This window comes from Rhizobium sp. LjRoot98 (genome assembly GCF_964252935.1).
Classification (GTDB): domain Bacteria; phylum Pseudomonadota; class Alphaproteobacteria; order Rhizobiales; family Rhizobiaceae; genus Pararhizobium.
The window spans coordinates 1-2500 of record NZ_CAXUPW020000035.1; the positions used below are offsets into that span (position 1 = coordinate 1).

A 2500-nucleotide genomic window follows, 5' to 3' on the forward strand; every position below is an offset into this window, starting at 1 on the left:
AACCTGCGGCCTTCAGGTTATGAGCCTGACGAGCTACCGGGCTGCTCCACCCCGCGTTATCAGCGTCTTCGGCGAAGCCGAAGATCGCGACGAGGAAACCGCCTTTGCGGTTTTCGTCGACAGCGCAAACCGAAGGTTTGTCGCTTACGGATTGGGCCGTATGCCCGTTCCGGTATTCATTCTGAGCAAATTGCCAGAGGCAATTTGTCTCCTGTGAGGGAGGTAGAAACTGTTTCCGCCGCCCCTGGAATTCAGGTTCCCCGGCATTTTACCGAAGCAAAAAGGCCGCTTGAGGGCGGCCTGTTGTTCGGCTGGGCCGGAGGTAGAAGAGAAGATAGTGTGTTTGGTATTTTCTTGCCATTAATAGACCTGGCAGCGACCTACTCTCCCGCGTCTTAAGACGGAGTACCATTGGCGCAGGGGCGTTTCACGGCCGTGTTCGGAATGGGAACGGGTGCAGCCACCCCGCAATAACCACCAGGTCAACTAAGGGCAAGAATGTCACCGGCGACGGTGACAAACCAAATGAGAAGCTGGCGAGGGAGACCCTCTTTCTTATATTTTGAACACGTCTTGTTGCCTGGCTTTCGGTCGAAGACCGCAAGCGCAGAGCGCGTCGCCAATCGTTTGGCGCGCCGTCTGCAGCGCAGCCGCCTGAGCGGCGACAGCATGAAGACAAAACAGATGGCTCTGTTCATTTCAATGAACATGAGCAATGAGAACAATCAAGCCAATCGAACGATTAGTACCGGTAAGCTTCATGCATTGCTGCACTTCCACACCCGGCCTATCAACGTGGTAGTCTTCCACGGTTCTCAAGGGAATACTCGTTTTCAGGTTGGTTTCCCGCTTAGATGCCTTCAGCGGTTATCCATTCCATATATAGCTACCCTGCTATGCGGCTGGCGCCACAACAGGTCCACCAGAGATATGTCCATCCCGGTCCTCTCGTACTAGGGACAGATCCTGTCAATATTCCTACACCCACGGCAGATAGGGACCGAACTGTCTCACGACGTTCTGAACCCAGCTCACGTACCGCTTTAATTGGCGAACAGCCAAACCCTTGGGACCTGCTCCAGCCCCAGGATGCGATGAGCCGACATCGAGGTGCCAAACAACCCCGTCGATATGGACTCTTGGGGGTCATCAGCCTGTTATCCCCGGCGTACCTTTTATCCGTTGAGCGATGGCCCTTCCACACGGGACCACCGGATCACTATGACCGACTTTCGTCTCTGCTCGACTTGTCAGTCTCGCAGTCAGGCGGGCTTATGCCATTGCACTCGACGAACGATTTCCGACCGTTCTGAGCCCACCATCGCGCGCCTCCGTTACTCTTTCGGAGGCGACCGCCCCAGTCAAACTACCCACCATACACTGTCCCGGATCCGGATAACGGACCGCGGTTAGACATCCATGACGATAAGGGTGGTATTTCAAGGATGGCTCCACAAGAACTGGCGTCCCTGCTTCAAAGCCTACCACCTATCCTACACATGCCGACACGAATGCCAGTGTAAAGCTATAGTAAAGGTGCACGGGGTCTTTCCGTCTGACCGCAGGAACCCCGCATCTTCACGGGGAATTCAATTTCACTGAGTCTATGCTGGAGACAGCGGGGAAGTCGTTACGCCATTCGTGCAGGTCGGAACTTACCCGACAAGGAATTTCGCTACCTTAGGACCGTTATAGTTACGGCCGCCGTTTACTGGGGCTTCAGTTCAAAGCTTGCACCTCTCCCTTTAACCTTCCAGCACCGGGCAGGCGTCAGGCCCTATACGTCGTTTTGCAACTTCGCAGAGCCCTGTGTTTTTGATAAACAGTCGCTACCCCCTGGTCTGTGCCACCCCTCCATACTTGCGTACGAAGAGGTCACGCTTCTTCCGAAGTTACGCGTGCAATTTGCCGAGTTCCTTCAGCATAGTTCTCTCAAGCGCCTTGGTATACTCTACCTGACCACCTGTGTCGGTTTCGGGTACGGTCTATACGGTGGAGCTATTTCCTGGAACCGCTTCCCCGCCCAGACAATCCAATAAGTCTGAACAAGTTACGCAATCCGTCACTACCACCAGGCCCACGAATATTAACGTGGTTCCCATCGACTACGCATTTCTGCCTCATCTTAGGGGCCGGCTAACCCTGCTCAGATTAACTTTAAGCAGGAACCCTTGGTCTTTCGGCGAGGGAGTCTCTCACTCCCTTTATCGTTACTCATGTCAACATTCGCACTTCCGATACCTCCAGGACCCCTCACAGGTATCCCTTCACAGGCTTACGGAACGCTCCGCTACCACACGCATTACTGCGTATCCTCAGCTTCGGTGCATGGCTTTAGCCCCGTTACATTTTCGGCGCAAAGACCCTTATTTAGACCAGTGAGCTGTTACGCTTTCTTTAAATGATGGCTGCTTCTAAGCCAACATCCTGGTTGTTTTGGGATCCTCACATCCTTTCCCACTTAGCCATGACTTGGGGACCTTAGCTGGAGGTCAGGGTT

At 54.0% G+C, this 2500-nt stretch carries 1 protein-coding gene and 2 rRNA genes (1 of these 3 cut by a window edge); 1 reads left to right on the top strand and 2 read right to left on the bottom strand.

Translation table 11 applies throughout. The annotated features are described in order from the left end of the window. Window positions 1–217: hypothetical protein (locus ACSQ3J_RS31005; protein ID WP_436041126.1), on the top strand; the 217-nt coding region annotated here is incomplete at its 5' end. 150 nt (window positions 218–367) lie between these two features. Here ACSQ3J_RS31005 and rrf read toward each other — a convergent pair. Continuing rightward, window positions 368–482: ribosomal RNA gene (gene rrf, locus ACSQ3J_RS31010) — 5S ribosomal RNA — on the bottom strand. Between the two features lie 239 nt (window positions 483–721). After that, window positions 722–2500: ribosomal RNA gene (locus ACSQ3J_RS31015) — 23S ribosomal RNA — on the bottom strand (it continues 1018 nt past the right edge of the window).